The organism is Candidatus Pelagibacter communis, from assembly GCF_001180205.1.
Lineage (GTDB): Bacteria > Pseudomonadota > Alphaproteobacteria > Pelagibacterales > Pelagibacteraceae > Pelagibacter > Pelagibacter ubique_O.
Map to the genome: position 1 here is coordinate 1 of NZ_CVSU01000024.1, position 22,877 is coordinate 22,877.

A 22,877-nucleotide genomic window follows, 5' to 3' on the forward strand; every position below is an offset into this window, starting at 1 on the left:
AATGGAATGGGGCGGATTGGTCGTATGGTTGTCAGATCAATTATCGAAAGTAAAAATAAAAATTTAAAAATTAATCATATAAACAATAGATCGAATACAGAAACTACATCTAAATTAATCAAATACGACTCTATTCATGGAAAATTAAATGCTGATTTAGATTTTGGTCCAAATCATTTGATAATTAATAAAAACAAAATTACATTTTCTCAAGAAACAAAAATTGAAGACATTAATTGGAAAAAACATAATGTTGATTATGTTTTTGAATGTACTGGAAAATTTAATTCAAAAGAAAAACTTCTTGCCCATATAGAAAATGGTGCAAAAAAAGTGATAGTTTCTGCTCCATGTAAAAATGCTGATAAAACAATAGTGTTTGGTGTTAATGAAAATATAATTACCAAAAAAGATAAAATAATATCTGCAGCGTCATGCACCACTAATTGTCTAGCGCCATTAGCCAGTGTGCTTGATGAAAATTTTGAAATTGAAAAAGGTTTTATGACTACAATTCATGCATTTACTAGCGACCAGAGAATTTTAGATAATTCTCACAAAGATCCAAGAAGAGCAAGATCTGCGAGTCAATCAATAGTTCCCACTTCAACAGGAGCTTCGAAAGCAATAGGAGAAATAATACCAAGCCTCAAAGGGAAATTAGAAGGTATTGCGATGAGAGTGCCTACTCCTAATGTTTCTCTTATAGAATTAGTTTTTTGTACAAAAAAAGATATTAATATAAAAAAAATTAATGATACTTTTGAGCAAGCGTCAAAAAATAAATTAAAAAATATCTTAGAAGTTACTCATGAAAAATTAGTATCGATAGATTTTAACCATCATCCTGCTTCTGCAGTAGTAGATGCTTCCTTAACAAATGTAGTTGGAAGTAATATGGGTAAAATATCAGCCTGGTATGATAATGAATGGGGCTTTTCTAAAAGAATGTGCGATATCGCTGAAATTTTGCATAAAATCTCTTAATGAGAAGTATTATAAACGAAAAAAATCTAAATAATAAAAAAGTTTTATTAAGACTAGATTTAAATGTTCCTTTGGAAAGAGAAAAAATAACCGATACAACAAGAATAGATAAAATTCTTCCTACATTAAATTTTTTGATTAAAGAAAAAGCTAAAATTATAATTTTATCACATGTTGGACGACCAAAAGGTAAAGTTGTTAAAGATCTTTCACTAAAACCAATTTGTGAAGAATTGCAAAATAAATTAAGAAAAAAAGTAAAACTTATTAGTGAAAATATTAAAGAAATAAAAAGTAAAAATTTCTTCAATGACTACAATGAAGATATTTTTATCTTAGAAAATATTAGATTTTATTCTGAAGAAGAGCAAAATGACAATAAGTTTGCTGAATTGCTATCAAATCTTGGAGATATATATGTCAATGACGCTTTCTCTTGTTCACATAGAGCTCATGCCTCAATTCATGAAATTCCGAAATTCTTGCCCTCGTTTTCTGGGTTACAGCTAGACTTAGAAGTGAATGCGCTTAACAAAATAACTTCTGAAATTACCAGGCCAATTACTTGTATTGTTGGGGGTTCAAAAATTTCAACCAAAATTAATGTTATTAAAAATTTAATTCCTAAATTTGACAATATTATAATTGTTGGGGGTATGGCTAACAATTTTATAGAATATTTTGGAAATAGTATTGGAAAATCTATTAAAGAAAAAAATTACGAAAAAATAGTTGAAGAAATCATCTCTCTATCAAAAAAAGAAAATTGTAAAATAATTTATCCAGAAGATGTGATTGTATCTAAAGATTTAAATGGATCTCCTCAAGAGAAAGAATTGGATGAAATATTATCTGATGAAATGATATTAGATATTGGTTCAAAAACTATTGATAAAATAGCAAAAATTATTGATAACAGTAAAACTATTCTTTGGAATGGACCTGCAGGATATTTTGAAAATCCAAATTTTGCTTATGGAAGTATTCAAATAGCAGAAAAAATAATTGAAAAATATAAATCAAACAAAATTTTTTCAGTTGCTGGTGGTGGGGACACAGTTTCTTTATTAAATAATTTAAATGCTGTTAATAAGTTTAATTTTGTTTCAACTGCAGGTGGAGCTTTTTTAGAATATCTTGAAGGTAAAAACCTTCCTGGTATAACCGCATTAAATTAAAATGTCTGAATTAAATAAAATTGCGCTTCAAATAATTTCTAATGGCAAAGGTATACTTGCAGCTGATGAGAGTAATGGAACTATGACAAAAAGACTTGAAGCAGTAAATATCAAATCAACCAAAGAAAATAGGCTTTCCTTCAGGGAGATTCTTTTTTCATCAGATGGAATGAAGGATTGTATAGGTGGTGTTATTCTTTACGATGAAACTATAAATCAAATTTCAAGCTCAGGAAAATCAATACCTGATTTAATATCTATTTCAGGTGCAATCCCTGGAATTAAAGTTGATATAGGTACAAAAGACTTAGCAAATTCCCCTAAAGAAAAAATTACAGAAGGATTAGATGGCCTAAGAGATAGATTAAAAAAATATTATGCTCTTGGAGCACGATTTACAAAATGGAGAGGTGTCTATTCTATTGGTGAAAAATATCCAAGTGAACTGGCAATTAGTAGTAATGCTCATGCACTAGCTAGGTACTCTGCATTAGTTCAAGAAAGTGGAATGGTTCCAATAATAGAACCTGAAGTATTGATGGATGGAAACCATTCTGCCGAAGTTTGTTTAAATAAAACATCAGAGGTAATCAAAAAATGTTTTGAAGAACTACTTTTACACAAAGTTGATCTTTCAGGAATAATATTAAAACCAAATATGATATTGCCTGGCAACCTCTCAGAAAAAATTAGTAGTGAAGAAGTTTCCATAAAAACTTTAGAATGCCTTAAAAATTCTGTACCTAATGAAGTGCCTGGGATAGCTTTTTTATCTGGAGGGCAATCTGAAATTGAAGCCACAGAAAATTTAAATTTAATCAATAAAAATAATAATACTAATTTTATAATGACCTATTCATATGGAAGAGCTCTGCAGCAAAGTGCTTTGAAAGTTTGGTCTAAAGATATTAAAAATATAGAGGCAACTCAAACTACTTTTAATCATAGAGCTAAAATGTGTACCTTGGCTGCGCAAGGAAACTGGTCGAACAAACTTGAAAATAAATAAAAAAAAATTTATTTATCTTATTTCTCCTAACAAAATAACTAATTCTTTCTATAACGATCTTAAATTGATCTTAAAAACTAGAAAAGTAAGCTTTTTTCAGCTCAGACTTAAAAGTTACTCACAGAGTAAAAAAATGATAATTGGAGAAAAAATTAAAAATATTTGTAAAAAAAATAAAGTAAAATTTATAATTAATGATGATCCCTTACTTACTTTAAAATTAGATGCAGATGGTTGCCATCTTGGTCAAAAAGATATGAACATAAGGGTTGCAAAAAAAATACTAGGTAAAAAAATTATAGGAATTACTTGTCATAATTCAATTATTTTAGCAAGAAAAGCAATTAAAGCTAAAGCTGATTACATTGCCTTTGGCGCTTTTAATCAATCTAAAACTAAAAAAATCAAGTATGTAGCCTCTGTAAAAATTTTAAATAAGATTAAAAAATTTACAAAAATACCAACAGTAGCTATTGGTGGAATTAATGCAGTTAATTATAAAAATCTATTATTGAATAATGCCAATTTTTTAGCTATTTCAGGCTACATCTGGAAAAATAAAAAATATAAACCGTTAGAAGCTATAAAAAGATTAAAATGAAAATTAATGCTGGAGAAATCAGAGTTGGAATGCTTCTAGAATACAAAAATGACTTATGGCAAGTTTTGAAAACTCAACATGTAAAACCAGGAAAAGGTGGTGCATTTGCTCAAGTTGAAATGAAAAGTTTAAATAAAAATACAAAGTTAAATGAAAGATTTAGATCAAGTGAAACAGTAGAAAAAGCCTCATTAGAGGAAATGACTTTCAATTATCTTTATAGTGATGAGGCTAATTATTTTTTTATGGATCCAAAAACATTTGAACAAATAGAAATAAAAAAAGAAACTGTGGGAGATAAAGGAAAACTCTTAACAGAAAATCTTGAAGTTTCAGTAAGTTTTTATAACGAAAATCCAATTTCAATTGAATTACCTAATCAAGTAGAGTGTAAAATTGAAACAACTGACGTGGCCATCAAAGGACAAACTGTGTCCTCTTCTTACAAGCCAGCCACTCTTGGTAACGGCTTAAGTATACAAGTTCCACCATTTATAGAAACAGGTGATAAAATAATTTTAGATACTAGAAATTTGGAGTATGTGAAAAAAATTTAAGTATGATTTCTATATCTTCAAATTTAAATTTAATGATTAAAGCAGCTGAAAAAGCCTCAAAATCAGTTATAAGAGATTTTGGGGAGTTAGAAAAACTACAAGTTTCAAAAAAAGGACCTCGGGATTTTGTTACTAAAACAGATAAACATGTCGAAAATATTTTAATTGAAGAACTATCTAAAGCAAAAAAAAATTTTTCTTTTTTATCTGAAGAAGTTGGCAAAATAGAAAATAAAGATAAAGAAAATATTTGGATTATTGATCCAATTGATGGAACAACAAACTTTTTACATGGAATACCTCATTTTGCAATTTGCATAGCGCTAAAATCTCAAAAAGAAATAATTAGTGGTTTAGTTTTTGACCCAATAAAAGATGAAATGTTTTATGCAGAAAAAAATAAAGGTGCATATTTAAACAACCAAAGATTAAGAGTTTCTAACAAAAACTTAATTGATGAATGTTTGTTCTCTAGTAATCATGAAGGGGTCAAATTTAGTAATCTGAATATGCGATACAGTGGATGTGCTGCTTTAGATTTAGCTTATGTTGCATCAGGTAGATTTGATGGTTATTTTCATAACAAAATTAATATTTGGGATGTAGCAGCGGGAGCTTTGTTAGTGAAAGAAGCAGGCGGAATAGTCAATGATTTAGATAAATTCAATACTAATAATATAGACATAAGAGCATCTAGTGGAGCAATTAATGATAAAATGCTTGAAAATTTAAAGAACTTTTAATTGTGTTCTAAATTTCTTTTGCTATAAGTCTCGATATGAAAAAAGATATACACCCAAACTACCACACTATAAGAGTTGAAATGACTGACGGCACTCAATTTGAGACTAAGTCAACCTGGGGCTCAGAGGGTGAAACATTAAAACTAGAAATTGATCCTAAATCACACGCTGCTTGGACAGGTGGGAAACAAAAATTAATGGATAAAGGAAGAATAAGTAAATTTAATAAAAAATTTCAAAATTTCAAATCCGAAAAGAAAAACTAAATGTCAAATGCACCTTTAATGCCAATGGCGACAGCTGTATGGTTAGTTGAAAACACAACACTAACATTTAAACAAATAGCAAATTTTTGTAAATTACATGAGGTAGAGATACAGGGAATTGCTGATGGTGAGGTGGCAAAAGGGATCAAAGCTTATAACCCAATAATATCAGGACAGCTTTCAAGGGAAGAAATTGAGCTATCATCTAAAGACGAAAATAGACCTCTGCAAATTAAAAGCAATGACATTGAAATTTCGAATAATGAAAAAAAAATAAAGAAATATGTACCTTTATCAAAAAGACAAGACAAACCAGATTCTGCCTTATGGCTTATAAAACATCATAATTTACTTAAAGACTCTCAGATTGCTAAATTAGTAGGAATAACAAAAAATTCTGTGACCTCTATTAGAAATAAAAGTTACTGGAATTATAATAACTTAAATCCAAAAGATCCTGTTGCATTAAATTTATTTACTCAAAAAGATTTAGTTGAAGCTATAGAGAAAGCTGAAAGAAGAATAAAACGTGAAAAAAAAGAAAAAGAAAAACAAAGTAAAGCTAATTTAGCATCGATATAGTGAATAAAATTAATAGACATAAATTTATAAAAGTGATATCAAACCATTTTTTTGGAGGTAGTTATTAAAATAGAAGTTAAAGATAATAATGTTGAACAAGCTTTAAGAGTTTTAAAGAGAAAACTTCAAAGAGATGGGTTTTTTAAAGTTATAAAGCTTAAAAACACTTATGAAAAACCATCTGAAAAAAAAAAGAGAATTCTTCAAGAAAATATTAAAAGAGTTAAAAAACTTAATAAACTTAAAAATAGAATTTGAAAATACCGCGGGGTGGAGCAGTCTGGTAGCTCGTCAGGCTCATAACCTGAAGGTCGGCGGTTCAAATCCGTCCCCCGCAACCAATTCTGTTAAATTTTAAAATTAGATTTTTTGCTATCAGAAAGAAATGCTTTAACAGTTTCTTGCGTTAATTGATCAAATGACTTTCCAAATTTTTTAATTTTTTCAATTATTGAAGGTGGAATTGTAATAATATGGCAGCCCAATTGTTTTGCTTGTAAATAATTATAAGGCTCCCTTACACTTGCCCATAAAATCTCTACATTTTTATATTTTTTAGCTAACTTAATACTTTTTATAAATTCTGGGACTGGATCTTTTCCGGTATCTCCTGCTCTTCCAGCAAATATTGAGATAATTACTTTTGTTTTCTTATTTATTACTTTTAAAATTTTTTCTGTTTGTTTAGCTGTATAAACAGCAGTTATATTTAATTTAACATTACTATTATTTAATTCTTTTATTACTTTACCTGTAAAACTATTTTTTGAATTAACCACTGGAACTTTAACATATACATTATTACCCCAGCTATTAATTTTTTTTCCCTGCTCAATCATTGATTGTTGATCGTCAGCAAATACCTCTAAAGAAATTGGTTTTTTTAGGCAAATTTTAAGTATTTTTTTTGAATATGATTTATAGTCTTTTGCACCCGCTTTTCTCATCAAGCTTGGATTAGTTGTAAACCCTTTAACGATTTTAAATTTATTAAATTTTTTTATTAAGGATATATCAGCAATATCGCAAAAAATTTTTGTATTCATCAAATCTATAAGTTTTTTGTAATATCCTCTGTCATTTTTTTAGCATCAGCAAATAACATTAAAGTATTTTCTTTGTAAAAAAGATCATTATCAATTCCAGCGTATCCAGGAGATAAGCTTCTTTTTACAAATAAAACTGATTTACATTTTTCAACGTCTAAAACTGGCATTCCATAAATTGGACTTTGTGGATCAGTTTTCGCAACAGGGTTTGTCACATCATTTGCACCAATTACAAATGCAACATCTGCATTTGCAAAATCGTTATTTATTTCTTCTAATTCAAACACCTCATCATATGGAACATTTGCTTCAGCTAATAAAACATTCATATGACCAGGCATACGTCCTGCAACTGGATGAATTGCATAAGATACTTTGATATCATTCTTCTTTAATGTATCAACCATTTCTCTTAAAGCATGCTGTGCTTGTGCTACTGCCATTCCATAGCCTGGAACAATTATAACTGAAGATGCATTTTTCATTAAAAAAGCCGCATCATCTGCATTACCACTTTTTACTGGTCTTTGTTCTTTGTTTTGGTTTTCAGAAGTTTGGTCTGTAGCCCCAAATCCACCTAAAATAACATTAAAGAACGATCTATTCATTCCTTTGCACATTATATATGAAAGTATTGCACCAGATGATCCAACTAATGCACCTGTGATAATTAAAGCTGTGTTTTCCAAAGTAAATCCAATTCCAGCTGCGGCCCAGCCTGAATAAGAATTCAGCATTGAAATTACTACTGGCATATCTGCGCCACCAATAGGAATAATAATTAAAAATCCAATTAAAAAAGAAACTGCTATTAAAGTCCAAAATAAATTAGATGATTGAGTTGAGCAAAGGTAAATTGTTAATATTACAATTAATATTAATAACAAAGCATTTAATAAGTGCTGACCTTTAAATGTTATAGGTGCACCTGACATAATTCCTTGTAATTTTAAAAAAGCTATAACAGAACCAGAAAAAGTAATTGCACCAACAGCTGCTCCTATCGCCATTTCAATTAAACTTGCAAGTTTAATATTTCCTGGTGTTCCAAGATTAAAGGCTGCAGGATTCATAAATGCAGAAATAGCAACAAATACTGCTGCTAGACCAACTAAACTGTGAAAGCCTGCAACTAATTCTGGCATTGCGGTCATTGGGATGCGATATGCTATAAATGCCCCAATACTACCACCAACGGCCAAAAATATTAGAACATAAATAAATCCAGAACTGAAATTACCAACAGAAAGGAATGTTACTACTACAGCAATAACCATTCCAATTATTCCAAATAAGTTTCCTTGTCTTGAAGTTTCAGGAGATGACAAACCTCTTAAAGCTAAGATAAATAATACCCCAGATACTAAATATAAAATTGCAGATAAATTTGCAGACATTTATTATTTATCCTTTTTCTTTTTTTTATACATTGCTAACATTCTTTGAGTGACTAAAAATCCACCAAAAATATTAACAGCTGCTAAAATTATTGCTAAAAATCCATAAATACTAGATGATGAAAAAACTACTCCATCGCCTCCAGACAAAGCTGCAATTATTGCACCTACGATGATTACTGAGGAGATTGCATTTGTAACTGACATTAAAGGAGTATGTAAAGAAGGTGTTACACTCCATACAACATAGTAGCCAACAAATATTGATAATATAAATATACTTAATCTGAATATAAAAGGATCTATTTCCATAATTCTATTTAATAAGTGTTTTCTCTATTATCTCATCTTCTAAATTAATATTTAATTTCTTATTTTCTTTATCATATAAATTAGAGATAAAATTAAATACATTTCTAGCATATAAATTAGAAGCTGATACGGGTAATTTATTCAATATATTTGCCTCACCCAAAATTTTAATACCATCTTTTTCAACAATTTTATCAACTTCTGTAAAGACTGTATTTCCTCCTTGAACTGCTGCTAAGTCATAAATGACTGAACCTGATTGCAAATTTTTAAACATTTCTTCTTTAATAATCTTTGGAGCTTCTCTACCTGGAATTAAAGCAGTGCAAATTATTATATCAATTTTTTTTAACGTTTCTGAAAGTAATTCTTCTTGCTTCTTTTTAAATTCATCTGATGCCTCTTTTGCATAACCGCCTTCAGTTTCTAAATTCTCAGATCCTTCAACAGTAAGAAATTTTCCACCTAAACTCTCAACCTGTTCTTTTGAGGCCATCCTAACATCTGTTGAAAACACAACCGCTCCCATTCTTTTAGCAGTTGCAATAGCTTGTAACCCGGCAACTCCAGCCCCAACCACTAATACTTTTGCTGCAGGAATTGTCCCAGCTGCAGTCATCATCATCGGAATTGCTCTCTCATAAACTTGAAAAGCTTCTACCACAGCTTTGTAACCAGCTAGGTTGGCTTGTGATGATAAGATATCCATTGATTGTGCTCTTGTTATTCTTGGAAGCAACTCAAGAGAAAAACAACTTATTTTCTTTGACTTTAAATTTTCTAGTTTTTCTTTATTTGTATAAGAATTTAATGAACCAATTAAAGTTTGATTTTCTCTTAAAAATGATAATTTTTCCTCAACAGGCATTCCTATTTGAACAATAATTTCAGAATTTTTAATTATTGTTTCTTCATTATCTAAAAAATTAACTCCTAAATTTTTATAATCCTCGTCATTAAAACCTAAATGAGTTCCATAATTATTTGGTAATGTTAAATCAAATCCTAAACTGATATATTTTTTTGCAATTTCTGGAGTAATTGCAATTCGATTTTCTACATCTCGATTTTCTGAAATTGAAGCTAAATTCATAATAAAAATAAGTTCAGATATTACAAAAGAAATATTGCCATTAAAACTAAAACTGAGATTACTGCGACAGTTCCCCACAAAACAAATTTTGTAAAATTATTCCAAGTATTTTTATGGTTTTCATTATCCATAAAAATTACTTCTGTCTTGCTTTAAATTTAGGGTTAGTTTTATTTATAACGTAAACTCTTCCCCTTCTTCTTACGAGTTTAGAGTTTAAATCTCTTTTTTTGATTGACTTAAGTGAACTTTTTATTTTCATAATTTTTTCCTTTAATAAACGAAGATATGTAATCTTTCAATTCTATTTTTCCATATTTTCTAATTATTCTTTGATTAAGTGAAAATTTAGTTAAAGCTGAAGAATATCTTTCTCCTTCTCTAGATTTTACATATTTATACTTGGATTTAAACATTTTTGCTACATCTTTAATAGAATAAGCTTTTTTATGAGTAATACTATAATGAGCACACTTGTTTTGTTTCCATGCTAAGTAACAAACTTCAATTGTATCTTGTATATGTGTAAATCTCCTGGTCTGAGTACCAGGTTTAACAACTGAAAGTTTCTTTCCATTTAAATATTGATACTCAAAAATTCCAATTACTGTTGCCATAAAACCCTTTTTAATTTGTCTTGGTCCATACACATTGTAAAAATATATAACTTCAAATTTGAAACCAAACCATTTTCTTAAATTCTCTAATAATTCTAAATTTTTGGCTTTTGTAAACGCATATGGGGATAAATTTTTATCATTACCATTATTTCCAAGACTTGCCGAAGTAGCAGAATAAATTAATTTAATATTATTCTCTAAGCAGAAATTAAAAACAGCTGAAGATCCGATGGTGTTTGACTTATAACAATCATTAAATTTTTCAAAACTTTGAAAAATTCTAGCAAATTCACCAAAATGGAATAATGAATGAATTTTTCTTTTATAAGATGATAAAATTTTATAAATTAAAATTGTTTCTCCTTTTAGATAAGTTACTCTTTTATTTTTAATATGATTTATAATCTTACCTGAAGAATAATTATCTAAACTAATTATCTTTTTATTTGTTTTTTTTAAAAGATGTTCAATTAGGTTTGAGCCTACAAATCCAGCTCCACCAGTTATTACAATATAATTTTTCATTAGAGCTGATAAATTTAGCCTGGCAACGACCTACTCTCCCATATCTTAAGACAAAGTACCATCGGCGCTGAAAGGCTTGACTTCCGAGTTCGGAATGGGATCGGGTATAGCCCTTTCGCAATAATTACCAGGCGGGAATTATATATATGAATAAATATAAATTGACAACTATAATTTAATAGCTCGATTTGGTGAATTTATCATTATTTTTACCGCTGGTAATTTCATCATAAATCCATTTGTAAGTTTTTTCTAATCCATCTTTTAATTTAACTTCTATATCCCATTTAAGCTTTTCTCTTACTAAATCATTATTACTAGATCTTCCTCTTACACCTTTGGGTTTATCAAGTTCATATTCCTTATTAACTTTATATTTTGCAATTTCCTCAATTATTTCAATCATTTGATTTATAGAAACTTGTTCTTCGCTTCCTATATTAAATGGCTCTGAAAATTTGTTTGAAAACAAATTTTTTGTCCCTGATATACAATCATCTATATACATAAAACTTCTTGTTTGTTCCCCATCTCCCCAAACTGGTATTTTATTTTCTGAATTTAATTTTGCATTGATTATCTTTCTGCATAGTGCTGCCGGAGCTTTTTCTCTTCCACCATCAAATGTCCCTAGCGGACCATAAACATTATGATATCTTGCAACTCTTGTTTCTAGTCCAAAATCTTCACTAAAATGTCGACACATTCTCTCACTAAATAGTTTTTCCCAACCATATCCATCTTCTGGCTCAGCTGGATAGGCATCAGATTCTCTCAAACCTTCAATAAAAGTATTTTTCTGTTTGGAACCGTTATAGACACAAGCACTAGATGAAAAAAAATATTTTTTAACTTTGTTAATTAAAGATGCCCTTAATAAATTCGTATTAATTAGAACAGAGAGCATACATTCTGCTTTATTATTTTCTATAAATCCCATACCACCCATATTGCATGCCATGTTATAAATATAATCCACATCTTTTGAAACTTTTAAACAATGTTCGTATTCTTTTAAATCTAAATCATAATTTTCATTTTCATCAAAAAACTGAAACCACAAATGTTTGGGTTTTATATCTGCACATACAACCTCATGGCCTTCGTCCATCAAATTTTTTACTAAATGACCCCCAATAAAGCCTCCTGCACCACAGACTAAATACTTATTTTTTTTCATCAAAATTTATTTATAGATTTTTTTTATATATATATTTTTGTTTAATGTTTTTAAAACTCTATATAATAATAGTATTAAAATGAAAACACTAATTAACAGCTTATTTAAAATTTTTGGTCTAAAAATAGTAAAGTTGGATTATCTTTTATATGTCCAAAGATTATTGAAAAAATATAATTATATAAGGTATTTGGATGTATCGGAAAAAAATAGGTTCAAAGAAATAGGTAATATTTTTTATGAATCAAACTCAGAGAACTCACAAGATATAATGGTTTTAGACCAGCTTAACTTTAAAAAAAATGGATTTTTTGTAGAATTTGGTGCCGGAAATGGGGAAAAATTTTCAAATACTTTTTTATTAGAAAAAAAATTTAATTGGGAAGGAATTTTAGCTGAACCTTGTAAATCATTTCACAAAGAGATTTGTTCTAAAAGAAATTGTGTAATTGATAAAAGAGCAGTTTCGGATAAAACTGGTGTTGAAGTGAATTTTGTAGAATTTGAAAACAAACACTTTTCAAAAATTAATTTCAAACCCATAAAAAATAAAATTAATTACACAGTTTTAACTATTTCTTTAATGGATCTTCTAAATAAATATAATTGCCCAAATGAATTTGATTATTTATCTATTGATACTGAGGGAAATGAATTCGAAATACTAAAAAACTTAGACTTTACTATTTACAAACCATCAATAATTTCTATAGAGCATAATCATGATAGTAAAATTAAAGAATCAATATTTGATTTACTTAATGAGCATGGATACATTAAGATCTTCAAAGAAATAAGTGATCAAGATGATTGGTACAAGTTAAAAAATTTATGAGTAATATTCTTAAAAAAGTAAAAAAATACTGGAATAAGCAACCTTGCAATATAAATCATTCAAGCAAAAAATTTCTATCAAAAGAGTATTTTGAGGAAGTGAGAAAAAAAAAATATTTTGTAGAAAAACATATTCCGAAATTTGCAAATTTTAAAAAATACAAAAATAAAAATGTTTTGGAGATAGGTTGTGGTATTGGAACTGATGCAATAGAGTTTATAAGAAATGGTTCAAATTACACTGGAATTGACTTTTCAGAAAAATCTGTCGAAATAGTTAAAAAAAGAATTTTAGCGTATAATTTAAAGCCAAAAAAAACTAAAGTATTTGTTGATAATTGTGAAAACCTTAAAAATGTAAATAAATTAAAACAAAAATATGATTTAATTTATTCTTTTGGTGTAATTCATCACACAGAAAATATGAAAAAAGCATTTAATAGTATTTACAAAATTGCAAACAAAAATACCACTATCAAAATAATGCTTTATGCAAAAAATTCATACAAAAATTTTTTATTAAATCATACGAATTATAGATTTGAAGCTCAAAAAAATTGTCCTGTAGTATATACAGTTAATAATAAAGATTTAAATAAACTTTTTAAAAATAAATTTAAAATTATAAATAAATATCAAGATTTTATTTTTCCCTATAAAATTAAACCTTATAAAAAAGGTAAATATATCAAAATTGATCATTTTAAACATATGCCAAAAAAGGTTTTTAGAATATTGGAACAAAATATAGGTGAGCATCTCTTGCTCGAATTAAAAAAGATATAACTTAAATAGTTTTTATAATAAATTCTTGAAATTTTTTTGTCCAAATTGATGGATTACACTGAAACAAAAATTTTGAAGTATTTTTTTTTATTAACTGTGAATATTTAGATTTTTTCAATTTTTTGATTACACTCAGAATATCTGAAGGATCATGAATATTGCAGGATAGTCCAATTTTAAATTTGTTGTTTAAATCATTTATAAATCCTGCTTCTTTTGAAATTATTGATGGTTTTTTTAAAGATACAGCTTGATACAAAACTCCACTAGGGAAAGGATAATTTTTATAGCCTATCCATATCGCATCACAAGCACTAAAAAAAATTGCCTCGTTTTTTTCACTCTGCCAGCCATTATACAAAGAAATATTTCTATTATTTTTTAAATTTTCAACAAATTTATTTTTATTTAAAAAATTTTTCGTACTATCAAATTGTTTACCAACAATAAGACAGTGAACATCTCTGATTTTATATTTATAAATTTGAAGCAATTCCTCAACACCCTTACTGTCAATAATGGCCCCGTAAACTAATATTATGAATTTATTTTTTTTTAAATTAAGCTTTTTTAAAGCATAATTTTTATTAAATTTATATTTAAATTCTTTAGGATCATGAAGAAAAAAAACTTTTTTTTGGTTCTTCCAATGATTATTTTTTAGATATTTCTTTAATAAATAATCATTAGTTATAATTTTTGTAAGTGTTGTTATTCTTAAAAGTCTGTTAAATAACAATTTAGACAAAAAATGATTAGTGGATTCAGATTTAATTTCAAAATTTTGTAAATGAAACTTTAACCCTAAAAAAATTCCTGAAAATTTTATTTTACCAAAAGGACTACCAAAAATTGAAATTATTTTATCAATTCTTTGCATAGAAGTTAATATTATGTGGTCAAATTTAATTTTATTATTTAGGGATTTAAAATTCTTTTTTATAAGAAAATATAGTTTTAATTGATATAATGTTAGTGATACGAAGTCCTTTTTGGATACTTTCAATGTTGGAATTGTTATTATTTTAAATTTGACTTTTTCACCTTTTAATATTTTTAAAGCACCTTTGCCATTTTTTAAAGTTTCCTTCGATGTTAAAATATATATTTTAATTTTTTTTTTATCTAAGGCCCTTAATATATATTTTATATATCCAGTCAAATAATGACCAACATATTCGGTTTCTATTATTAATAATTTTTTCATTTAACAAAAAATCCAAAAAAAATTACATAAATAATTCCATAAATGTTACCTACAAATCTATTTAAAAATCTAAATTTTCCGAAAAATATATTCAATAAATTTAATATTGATTTTAAAATAATCATTTTAAAATATGAAAATTTTTTTAATTTATATTTTTTTACTATTTTATATCTATTAACCACTTCTATAAAACCAAATCTGAATGATGTCCGTTGAATATCTTGAAGATGAAAAAAATAAGCTTTTGATACAATAAAAAAGAATAGTGGCTTAAATTGTAAAGAAAAATCAATATCTTCAAGATAGCTATAATTTCCAAAACTCTCATCAAATTTTTTATTTTTAATATTTTGCTTCTTTAAGACTAATGCAGCAGAAGAAGCCCAATTAGTTTTAAGATTTTTTTTGAGATTTTGAATTTTAGTTTGCCATCCACTTTGCAAGACTATTCCAGGTTGTTGATCGTATAAACCAAGTTTTTTAGAAAGAATACTTTCTTTAATCAAATCAAAAAAATTTTTTTTTAGATTATTTTTAGGATTAAAACCAAAACCTACAACATCTTTCATTTTGTTTTTTTTAATTATCTTATCCATTTCGTTAAACGCATTTTTTTCAAAAATGATGTCATCGTCCAAAAAAAATATATAGTTTATACTTTTTATTTTTAATGCTAATTTTAAGCCAATATTTCTTTGTTTAGAAATAGATGGTTTGGACAATACATAATGTATTTTTTTCTTTTTATAAAAATTTACATTTTTTTTTAAAAATTTATCTGAAGAACTATCTATAACAATAATTTTTTTAAAAGAAATTTTTAGCTTTGCGAATTGATTAATTGTTTTTTTTAATTTAAAAAATCTATCCTTTGTTGGTATTATTAAAACACTTTTTTTTAGTAAACATTAATTATTTTTTAGTCTTAGAAAAATTAATGTATATAAAAATATTGAAATTAAAATTATTATTAATGAGGAATTAAAAATTAAATTAAATAAATATGGCAAAGAACATAAAGTAATACTTATAACTGGCACTAATGATGTTTTAAATTTTTTTGATATCAAATGATGAATGTGTTCTCTATCACCAAACAAGGGGTTTTTTTTAGATTTTAACCTATATATAAATAATCTTATCATATCAATACCAGGCAAAAACATTATCAAAAAAATTTCATCTGCAGAAAATAAATTAAATTTATTATGATAAACTATAAAAAAATAAGAAAATATAAATGAAATTAATAAAGTACCACTATCACCTAAAAAAATTTTATTTTTAAAATTTAAAATTACATATGTCAAAATTGCAAATAAAAAAGTGATCCAATAACTCAAAAAAAGACTTTTGGATAAAAATATTAAAACTATAAAAATAGAATAAAGACCAACCTGTAAATTTATTCCATCAAAAAAATTAAAAGCATTTATGAATGCTAAAAAGCAAAAAACAGTAAAAAAGATTGATAAAATAAAACTTTCAAAAACAATTATTTTGTCAAAAAGATTTATTTTTTCCAAAATTAAATTTTTATCAAAAAAAATTGATAAAATTATTAAAAATACAAATATAAATATTTTTTTCGTTGGTTTTATTTTAAATTTGTCATCGTAAAGTCCAATTAAAAAAAAACAACCACTGATGATTAGTAACGAATTAATATTTAATTCATAAAAATTTTTATCGAAAATGTTTAATCTTTGATTGTTATCTATTAGAAAAAAATAGTATAATATAACTAAATTTAAAAATACTATGGGACCACCCAGCAATGAAATATTAGAGGAATGTAGTTTAACTTTATTATCTGGTTCATCATATATATTTAAAATTTTTGAAAGTTTATAATGAAATTTTAAAATAAGAATATTTGCAATAAGTAAACAAAAAAATAAATAAAACATAACTATTTTTTATTATATTGATTTTGAGCTAAAAAAAACAAAATCCCGATCTTAAAAAAGAACAGCATACTTAACCAATTATTAAAAAAATTTCCACTTGGTATAAGTGGGAATAATTCAACTAAAATTGATCCACAAATAATAAATTTGCTTTTTTGAAAATTTAAAATTTTGATTTGTTTTTTTTTTATTATAAGTGTTTTAAAAATTATAACTAATAAATATAAGAAAAATACTAAATAAAATAAAAAACCAACTATTCCTATCTCAGCTAAAAATTGTATTAAATAGTTATGTGGATGGGTGTTACACCCATTTTTATATGGATAAGATACATATATAAATTCACCTTCTTTAATTATATTTTTTGTATCAAATTTTAAATTAAATTTTTTAAAATTATTATTAAAATAATACTCCTCATAAATGGTATTTTCTACTTTATCTAAATTTTCATTATACTTAAAAAATCTAATTATTTTTTTTGGACCATAAAATCTTTCTTCTATATCTATTATTTTTGCAACACCATCATAGGGAGCATACACTGCTTTATCATTTATAATTTTGTTTTTAATATCATTTTCGTAGTTGCCACATTTATATCTAAAAGATTTAATACCCTCTCCAAAAATAGGATTATCTAAAAAAATATAAATAGCTGTTAAATAGTGCAATTCATGTCTGTAACTGGGAGCAAATAATAATGTAGTTGACTTAATTTGGTTTAAAGTCGCATCCTTAATTCTTTCTTTAGCAGGAGTATAAATATTTAATCCAATAACAATTAGAAAAATTAATAAAAAAATATAAATTATAAAATTTTTAATACTTTTGCTCTCTATAAATAATATTAATATAAATATTAAGATATAATGAGCTAGCGCAACCCTTTCAGAACTAAAAATAACTAAAATTAAAGAAATAGTTAAAAAAATAATACCTAAGTATTTTTTTTTATTTAAATTTAATAAATATAAGAAACACAAAATTATTGGTAAAATTTTTACAACAAAACTTCCCATTATTTGTTCTGACCCAAATAAACTAGTTATTCTGCCATTTTTATATGCCTGTCCAAAAATATTTGTTCCGGTTAAAAGTTGAATTAATGAGTCAATAAGGAGAAAGGTCAAAAGAAAGAAGGAACTGTAAATAAAAAGTTTGCTAATAAAGTTTTCCTCATCATCAATTAATATTTTGGAAATTATTAAGCTAAAAAAAATTAATCTTATATATGGTAAAGTAGATTTTAAAGAAATCTTTGTATCGAAAGAAAAAAAAAGTGAGTTAATATTTATATAAAAATAGAATATTAATAGAAAGATCAAATATAATTTTAAATTTTTTGTAACAAGTGATTTAATATTATTTTTTAAAAAAAAGTTAACAATTAATCCAATTATTAATAGCTCCGGAATTAAGGGGCCAGAAATTAACGAAGGAAAAAAGAGAATAAAAAATATTTTATTAAAACTCAATTTTTCCAGCAAAAAATTACTATTCATTATTTAATTTAAAATATTTATGATAATACAGATATCGATACAATATATGAAAATAAAGAAAATAAATTTTTTTTAATTTATTTATAAGAAGACTATTAATAAAGATATTTAATGAACTTAAACAGTAAAAAAATTACTATTTTTCTAAAAAATAATGACAAGGTGTTTTTATTTTTATTAATATCATGGATTATAATTTTATTTTCTATAAATACAGGATTTTATTCTGTAAAAAATCTTTTTTTTAAATCAAGTGAGTTAAATAATTTTTTTTTAATAAATTTAATTAATTCACTGAGATGGTTACTACCTTTTATCGTGCTACCAATATTATTAAAACTATCTTATAAAAAAATTAATTATGATTTATTTTCATTAAACTTAATATTTATTTCTTTTTTTTATTTCATTCACTTATTTATATTCAAAAAAAATATTGGAATAGGGTTAACAGAAGGACCACAATTAGATGGAGTATTACAACTACTACATGGGCCACAATTTATGGATACTATAAATTTGTTAAACTGCTATTTAGTAACAGTTTTAATTTTGTTATATATTCATCAAAATTATAAAAATAAAATTTTAATATTTAATATAATTTTTTTTTCATTTATTTGCTTAGTTTCTTTTTTTATTTTTTTTCAAATAATAATTGATCTAATAGAAACAGAAAATATTTTTTTGTATTATAGCAAAGCTTTTAAACCTGATACTAAATATTTTGATCAGCCTGCGCCCAGGATTACTGGATGGTCTAGACTAATTTTAATAATCTTTATGTTTTATTTTTTCTACAATGAATTAAAAAAATTTAGCAAAAAAAAATATTTGATAAATATTGCTATACTATTTTTATTATCATTTCTAATAATATTTTCTCAATCCAGGGGTTCACTAATTGGATATATTTTTTTATTTTTATTATACTTAGCTATTCCTAAAATAAATTTTTTTAAAAAAATAATTGTTGCTATTTTGTTTATCATAATACCTTTTGGTTCATTGAGCTTAGTTGATAATTTTAAAATTGGAAAATATAGAAATGATCAAAATAGATTGAAGACTACCTTAGAAGCTATTTTTGAATTTAAAAATAATAAGGCTCAATCGATAGAAAATAAGAATTTGTTAATTAATGATAAAAATAATTACAAATATAGTGTTTCATCTGGAAGGATAGAAATTTGGATTGAGTCTGTCAAATATTTGATTAAAGAAAAAAAAATTTTTGGATACGGACCTCAAGGTGACAGGTATCTTCTTTCTTTGCTAGCAAAAAGTCATTTGGAATCAATTTGGGGTAACAATTCATCTAATGCAATTATTTATTCAAGTATTTCAGGTGGATTAATTGGCTTGATATCAATTCTAATAATTTATATTTCTTTGTTCATATTATTTTTAAGATGTTTTAAAAAAATATTTATACATAAATCTCAAGATTTATATTTAATTAGCTCCTTTAGTATTTATTGTTATATAATAATGAGATCTTTTTTTGAAAACGGTTTTGCAGTTTTTGGTATTGATTTCTGTGTCTTGATTACGAGTTATTATTTTATAAATTCACGACTTTCTATCCTCAATAAAGTTCAATAAATTTATCAATATTTTTTTTTTTATTTAATAATTTTTTTTTAAATTCTAAATCTTTTTGAATCCTTCTCTTTTCTAGTATTTGCAAAATATGTTTAAGATTTTTATTTGAAAAGTTATAGTCGGTAAAATGAAAGTTTTGACTATTTGCAAATTCAAATTTTTTAAGATTTTTGTCTAATATTAATTGGCAATAATTATTGTATCCATCAATAGCAAATAATGAATATAAATTTTCTTGTCCACACATTACAAATCTTGTTTTTTGCATGATTAAGTTAACCTTTTTCCTCGATATGTAACCAAAGTTAAATATATTTTTTGATAAAGAATTGAATTTATCTCCAATGATACAAATTTTTTTAGTTTTGGAGAGAGCTTCAATAATTTTAACCAAATCTTTATTAAATTTATTTCTATGCTTTCTGTTATAAAAAATTAAATCATATTTTTTCTTAATTTTTTTTTTATTATGAATTTTAGCTGGGTTAAAAGAACATAAAACAAAATTATGTAATAAAATTTTTTTTATTTTGTAAAAATTTCCTTTTAAAAGATTAGTTGAGAATATTATTTTCTTAAATTTATTATTAATTATAAATATACTTAAGTTAAAAAGTAACGGAAACAAGTACCTCCTAACCAATGTATTAATATTTTTTTTATCTTTAACAATCTTACTGCCAGTTATTGGTCCTAAAACTGTTTTTTTTGGTAAAATTAAAAAAATTAAAAAATTCCACAAAGGTAAATAATTTACAAAAATAATTTCTTTTCTATTTTTATAGTGCCTCAATTTCAGTGCGCCAATTATTGGAATAAAGTATTTATGAAAAATATTATTTTGATTAGTATTTTTTATATTGTCAAAAGTGCCCTTATACTTAAACTTTTGATTTGGAGTAATTATATCAATAGACGGTTTATTATATTTTAAAAATAATTTTCTTATAAATAATCTCCCAAGAATTCCTTCACCTGTATTTTCGTTTAGATCTGAAGCAAATATTACTAAATTATTATTACTCATTTTCTATGAATTCTTTTTTCACTCTTTTAAATTTAAAACTTATTTCACCTAAAATATAATAAGCAAAAGAGGAAAGTAATCTTCTTAATCTTCTATTTGTATCTGTTCGTAATCTCCATATAAATTCGGTACCCGTTATTTCAAAAAATTCTGGCATCTGTCTTTCTTCACCTGAGGCCATTACTACTGCTCCTCCAACACAAATTATTTTATAATGTTTATTGTCATTTCTAATAAACTCAGCAAACTGTTCTTGTTTAGGAGTTGGTAAAGTTAAAATAATAAAATCTTTTTTTTCAAAAGTGAAATTGCAATAGTTTCTATATAAATTTTCAACAGTGTCGTATGGTAAATCAATATGAATTACCTCTCTTGAAAATTTTTTCTTTATATAATTTAACGAGTTTCTAGGTAAAGAACCGAAAACATAAATTCTTTCTATGCTATCTGCTAATTGAATTTGGTTAACTAAATCTCTCCCTGCATATTTTTTTGTCAACTTATTAAAAAACCTTTTAAAAAAAATCCCATCAGACCAATGGTATAAATCAGAGTGAAGTTTAATTATTCCTTTACTATAATAACCTAGAAAAGCCAAATTTAATCCTGATAAAGTAAAATTTTTATTCCATGGGACAGACTTTGGACTTTTTATTAATTTAATTTTTTCTATGCTATTATAAGTATCTTCAATAAATAAATTCAAATTTTGAAAAATTTTATTCTTATCAAAGTTTTCATTAAGATATTTTAAACCTTTTTTTTCTAAAAAAACTTTTTCTAATATTGATCTATTATTTTTCAAATAAATAATTTTCTCTGCAAGTTCTTTTGGTGAATTTGGATCTACAACTTGACCACATTCGGAGTCCTCAATTATCTTCTTTGCTTCTCCTTCAATAAATCCTAAAATAAACTTATTAGAATTAAGATATGTTTGAACTTTTCCAGGAATTGTTGAAGAAAGTGCCTTGCCTGATTTAAGAGAAACCAAAAGAATATCCGCAATTTCATGATAATATCCAATATCTTGTAAAGGTTTGCTCCCTAAAAAATGAAAATTTTCTATATTGTTCTCTTCTTTATACTTTTTTATTTGTTCGATATTTCTACCTGTACCTACAATTATCCATTCAATATCATCTTGATTTTTTAAAATATTGGCTGCAATCATTATATTTTCAAAATTTTGAGCTTCACCAATATTTCCAGTAAAACAAATCTTAAGTTTTGATTTATCTCGACTAAAATTGATTAATTCTTCTTTTGTATTTTTCGATCGAATTTCTTCCTTCCATGCGGGAAAATACTCAATTTTATTTACTTTATATGCAGAATTAATAAGTGTTTTAAAACTTTGTGATTGAGCAAGAATTAAATCTGTATTTCGATATATATACGAAACAGTGCTTCTCAGTAATTTAAGTACAAATTTATTATTTAAAATTTTTAGCTCCTCTAAAATATCAGGCCACAAGTCTAACACCCATAAGACACTTTTTGCATTTTTTAACTTAGAAAAATATATCGATGTTAAAGCAACAGTTATAGGACTTGTTGCAAAAGTAAAAATAACGTCGTATTTTTTCTTTCTTAATTTAAAACCTCCAAATATGATTGAGGACAATATAAATGTTAGATAATTTAAAAAAAGGTCTAACTTCGTTGATTTTCTTCTTAAACGTACTGGTATTCTAATAATATTGGCACCAAAATAAGTTTTAAATTTATTAGGATTTTCTTTATAATTTTTAAAGATCTTTCCTTCTGGATAATTTGGGTAACCTGTAAGTACATCTACACTATGTCCTTTAGAAATAAGAAATTCAACAATATCATTTATTCTAAAATTCTCTGGCCAAAAATATTGAGATACAATTAAAATTCTCACTTAAATA

The 22,877-nt window shown here is 25.4% G+C and carries 26 protein-coding genes, 1 tRNA gene and 1 rRNA gene; 13 read left to right on the forward strand and 15 right to left on the reverse strand.

The genetic code is table 11. The features are described from left to right. The 10 genes from gap to AMO08_RS01215 form a co-directional block, all read left to right on the forward strand. The coding region (gene gap / locus AMO08_RS01170) for a type I glyceraldehyde-3-phosphate dehydrogenase (protein ID WP_075484383.1) at positions 1 to 987 on the forward strand (987 nt) is incomplete at its 5' end. Continuing rightward, positions 987 to 2,165, forward strand: coding sequence for a phosphoglycerate kinase (locus AMO08_RS01175; protein ID WP_075484384.1), 1,179 nt, complete (start codon positions 987 to 989; stop codon positions 2,163 to 2,165). The genes gap and AMO08_RS01175, both read left to right, overlap by 1 nt. Before the next feature lies 1 nt (position 2,166). Continuing rightward, the gene (locus tag AMO08_RS01180) at positions 2,167 to 3,174 is read left to right on the forward strand and encodes a class I fructose-bisphosphate aldolase (protein ID WP_075484385.1); all 1,008 of its coding nucleotides are present in this window, start codon (positions 2,167 to 2,169) and stop codon (positions 3,172 to 3,174) included. Continuing rightward, on the forward strand, positions 3,161 to 3,775 hold the full coding sequence (gene thiE / locus AMO08_RS01185) for a thiamine phosphate synthase (RefSeq protein WP_075484386.1): 615 nt from the start codon (positions 3,161 to 3,163) through the stop codon (positions 3,773 to 3,775). The genes AMO08_RS01180 and thiE overlap by 14 nt, the downstream gene beginning before the upstream one ends. Further along, positions 3,772 to 4,332, forward strand: coding sequence for an elongation factor P (efp, locus tag AMO08_RS01190; protein ID WP_075484387.1), 561 nt, complete (start codon positions 3,772 to 3,774; stop codon positions 4,330 to 4,332). The genes thiE and efp overlap by 4 nt, the downstream gene beginning before the upstream one ends. A gap of 2 nt (positions 4,333 to 4,334) precedes the next feature. Further along, positions 4,335 to 5,075 (forward strand): inositol monophosphatase family protein, encoded by a 741-nt coding sequence (locus AMO08_RS01195; RefSeq protein WP_075484388.1) that lies wholly within the window; start codon positions 4,335 to 4,337, stop codon positions 5,073 to 5,075. 35 nt (positions 5,076 to 5,110) lie between these two features. Then, positions 5,111 to 5,341, forward strand: coding sequence for a 50S ribosomal protein L31 (gene rpmE / locus AMO08_RS01200; RefSeq protein ID WP_075484389.1), 231 nt, complete (start codon positions 5,111 to 5,113; stop codon positions 5,339 to 5,341). Then, positions 5,342 to 5,923, forward strand: a complete 582-nt coding sequence (locus tag AMO08_RS01205) for a cell cycle transcriptional regulator TrcR (RefSeq protein WP_075484390.1) — start codon at positions 5,342 to 5,344, stop codon at positions 5,921 to 5,923. It abuts the gene before it with no gap. 63 nt (positions 5,924 to 5,986) lie between these two features. Further along, positions 5,987 to 6,181, forward strand: a complete 195-nt coding sequence (rpsU, locus tag AMO08_RS01210) for a 30S ribosomal protein S21 (RefSeq protein ID WP_075484443.1) — start codon at positions 5,987 to 5,989, stop codon at positions 6,179 to 6,181. A gap of 6 nt (positions 6,182 to 6,187) precedes the next feature. Further along, positions 6,188 to 6,264, forward strand: a tRNA-Met gene (locus AMO08_RS01215). A 6-nt stretch (positions 6,265 to 6,270) separates the two neighbouring features. Here AMO08_RS01215 and AMO08_RS01220 read toward each other — a convergent pair. From AMO08_RS01220 to AMO08_RS01260, 9 genes are all read right to left on the reverse strand, one after another. Then, entirely contained in the window at positions 6,271 to 6,969 is a 699-nt protein-coding gene (locus AMO08_RS01220) for a transaldolase family protein (protein WP_075484391.1), read from the reverse strand. Positions 6,970 to 6,974: 5 nt separating this feature from the next. Continuing rightward, positions 6,975 to 8,369 (reverse strand): NAD(P)(+) transhydrogenase (Re/Si-specific) subunit beta, encoded by a 1,395-nt coding sequence (locus tag AMO08_RS01225; RefSeq protein ID WP_075484392.1) that lies wholly within the window; start codon positions 8,367 to 8,369, stop codon positions 6,975 to 6,977. Positions 8,370 to 8,372: 3 nt separating this feature from the next. Further along, complete coding sequence (locus AMO08_RS01230) at positions 8,373 to 8,681, reverse strand: proton-translocating transhydrogenase family protein (protein ID WP_075484393.1); 309 nt, start codon at positions 8,679 to 8,681, stop codon at positions 8,373 to 8,375. A 4-nt stretch (positions 8,682 to 8,685) separates the two neighbouring features. Then, complete coding sequence (locus AMO08_RS01235; RefSeq protein ID WP_075484394.1) at positions 8,686 to 9,774, reverse strand: NAD(P) transhydrogenase subunit alpha; 1,089 nt, start codon at positions 9,772 to 9,774, stop codon at positions 8,686 to 8,688. A gap of 20 nt (positions 9,775 to 9,794) precedes the next feature. Then, positions 9,795 to 9,905, reverse strand: coding sequence for an aa3-type cytochrome c oxidase subunit IV (locus AMO08_RS01240; protein WP_075484395.1), 111 nt, complete (start codon positions 9,903 to 9,905; stop codon positions 9,795 to 9,797). 5 nt (positions 9,906 to 9,910) lie between these two features. After that, complete coding sequence (gene ykgO / locus AMO08_RS01245) at positions 9,911 to 10,036, reverse strand: type B 50S ribosomal protein L36 (RefSeq protein WP_008545413.1); 126 nt, start codon at positions 10,034 to 10,036, stop codon at positions 9,911 to 9,913. Further along, positions 10,014 to 10,919, reverse strand: a complete 906-nt coding sequence (locus AMO08_RS01250; RefSeq protein ID WP_075484396.1) for an NAD-dependent epimerase/dehydratase family protein — start codon at positions 10,917 to 10,919, stop codon at positions 10,014 to 10,016. The genes ykgO and AMO08_RS01250 overlap by 23 nt, the downstream gene beginning before the upstream one ends. A gap of 17 nt (positions 10,920 to 10,936) precedes the next feature. Then, a 5S ribosomal RNA gene (gene rrf / locus AMO08_RS01255) occupies positions 10,937 to 11,051 on the reverse strand. A gap of 43 nt (positions 11,052 to 11,094) precedes the next feature. Then, on the reverse strand, positions 11,095 to 12,099 hold the full coding sequence (locus AMO08_RS01260; protein ID WP_075484397.1) for an NAD-dependent epimerase/dehydratase family protein: 1,005 nt from the start codon (positions 12,097 to 12,099) through the stop codon (positions 11,095 to 11,097). Between the two features lie 79 nt (positions 12,100 to 12,178). Between AMO08_RS01260 and AMO08_RS01265 the strand changes: the two genes are divergently transcribed. Then, positions 12,179 to 12,934, forward strand: a complete 756-nt coding sequence (locus AMO08_RS01265) for an FkbM family methyltransferase (RefSeq protein ID WP_075484398.1) — start codon at positions 12,179 to 12,181, stop codon at positions 12,932 to 12,934. Next, a complete protein-coding gene (locus AMO08_RS01270; RefSeq protein ID WP_075484445.1) occupies positions 12,931 to 13,719 on the forward strand; it encodes a class I SAM-dependent methyltransferase in 789 nt (262 codons plus the stop codon). Before AMO08_RS01265 ends, AMO08_RS01270 begins: the two co-directional genes overlap by 4 nt. Before the next feature lies 1 nt (position 13,720). On the opposite strand, the gene AMO08_RS01275 is transcribed toward AMO08_RS01270, so the two are convergent. Genes AMO08_RS01275 through AMO08_RS01290 form a run of 4 tightly spaced genes read right to left on the reverse strand, consistent with a single transcriptional unit; the run spans position 13,721 to position 17,975 of the window. Continuing rightward, positions 13,721 to 14,926 carry a glycosyltransferase gene (locus AMO08_RS01275; protein ID WP_075484399.1) on the reverse strand — a complete coding sequence of 402 codons (1,206 nt, stop codon included), beginning with the start codon at positions 14,924 to 14,926 and terminating at the stop codon, positions 13,721 to 13,723. Further along, positions 14,923 to 15,813 carry a glycosyltransferase family 2 protein gene (locus AMO08_RS01280; protein ID WP_082254997.1) on the reverse strand — a complete coding sequence of 297 codons (891 nt, stop codon included), beginning with the start codon at positions 15,811 to 15,813 and terminating at the stop codon, positions 14,923 to 14,925. Before AMO08_RS01280 ends, AMO08_RS01275 begins: the two co-directional genes overlap by 4 nt. A 24-nt stretch (positions 15,814 to 15,837) precedes the next feature. Continuing rightward, a complete protein-coding gene (locus tag AMO08_RS01285; RefSeq protein ID WP_075484401.1) occupies positions 15,838 to 16,839 on the reverse strand; it encodes an MraY family glycosyltransferase in 1,002 nt (333 codons plus the stop codon). A 2-nt stretch (positions 16,840 to 16,841) separates the two neighbouring features. After that, on the reverse strand, positions 16,842 to 17,975 hold the full coding sequence (locus AMO08_RS01290) for an O-antigen ligase family protein (RefSeq protein WP_179850725.1): 1,134 nt from the start codon (positions 17,973 to 17,975) through the stop codon (positions 16,842 to 16,844). Between the two features lie 483 nt (positions 17,976 to 18,458). On the opposite strand from AMO08_RS01290, the gene AMO08_RS01295 reads away from it, so the two are divergent. Further along, positions 18,459 to 19,952, forward strand: coding sequence for an O-antigen ligase family protein (locus AMO08_RS01295; protein WP_075484403.1), 1,494 nt, complete (start codon positions 18,459 to 18,461; stop codon positions 19,950 to 19,952). Here AMO08_RS01295 and AMO08_RS01300 read toward each other — a convergent pair. Then, complete coding sequence (locus tag AMO08_RS01300) at positions 19,936 to 20,979, reverse strand: hypothetical protein (protein WP_075484404.1); 1,044 nt, start codon at positions 20,977 to 20,979, stop codon at positions 19,936 to 19,938. The genes AMO08_RS01295 and AMO08_RS01300 overlap by 17 nt on opposite strands. Continuing rightward, on the reverse strand, positions 20,972 to 22,870 hold the full coding sequence (locus AMO08_RS01305; RefSeq protein WP_075484405.1) for a glycosyltransferase: 1,899 nt from the start codon (positions 22,868 to 22,870) through the stop codon (positions 20,972 to 20,974). The genes AMO08_RS01300 and AMO08_RS01305 overlap by 8 nt, the downstream gene beginning before the upstream one ends. Positions 22,871 to 22,877: the final 7 nt, after the last annotated feature.